Source organism: Sphingomonas sp. CFBP 8760 (genome assembly GCF_014841615.1).
GTDB lineage: Bacteria > Pseudomonadota > Alphaproteobacteria > Sphingomonadales > Sphingomonadaceae > Sphingomonas.
Genome location: NZ_JACYUG010000062.1, coordinates 1 through 687, shown reverse-complemented (window position 1 = coordinate 687; position 687 = coordinate 1). Strand labels below are relative to the sequence as shown.

Sequence of the window (687 nt, the reverse complement as noted above, 5' to 3'; positions counted from 1 at the left end):
AGAGCCCGACCGAAAATTGAGTTGAGCGATTTCAGCAGCTTGTGATTCACCGGGGGTTGCGAAGACCACGAGGATCACATGGGCTGGACTGAAACCGCTCGGCGCGAGCATGACAGAAGCGGGCTGCGCTATGCAAGCGACTGCACCGATGAGGAATGGGCTGTCGTCCGGCCATTATTGAGGCGAACCTCCAGGGTTGGACGCCCGCGCAAACACAAGGCGCGGACCCTGTGGGATGCGATCCAGTATATCGCATCGACGGGGTGCCAATGGGCGCAACTGCCCAAGGACTTCCCGCCCTTCACGACGGTGCAGTACCATTTCTACCGTATGCGCGACAACGGCCTGCTCGATGTCATCAACGCGGTGTTGATAGGATGGGGGCGAGTTTCGGAGGGTCGCACGCCAGCGCCGACCGCAGGCATCATCGATAGCCAGTCGGTGAAGACCACCGAGGCCGGTGGGCCTCGCGGATACGACGCCGGCAAGAAGATAAAGGGGCGCAAGCGGCACATCATGACGGACACGCTCGGCAATATGCTCGAAGGCGTGGTGCACGGCGCCGACATTCAGGACCGCGACGGGGCGCCTGGCCTGATCGAGCGATCCTGCGACGCGTATCCCACGCTCACCAGACTATTCGCCGATGGCGGCTATGCCGGGCAGAAGCTTGAAGCAGCGGTCGCG

1 protein-coding gene is annotated in these 687 nt (G+C 62.3%); it reads left to right on the top strand.

All coding sequences use genetic code 11. From position 1 onward, the window contains the following. Nucleotides 1–78 precede the first annotated feature (78 nt). The coding region (locus tag IFT82_RS20350) for an IS5 family transposase (protein WP_192129946.1) at nucleotides 79–687 on the top strand (609 nt) is incomplete at its 3' end.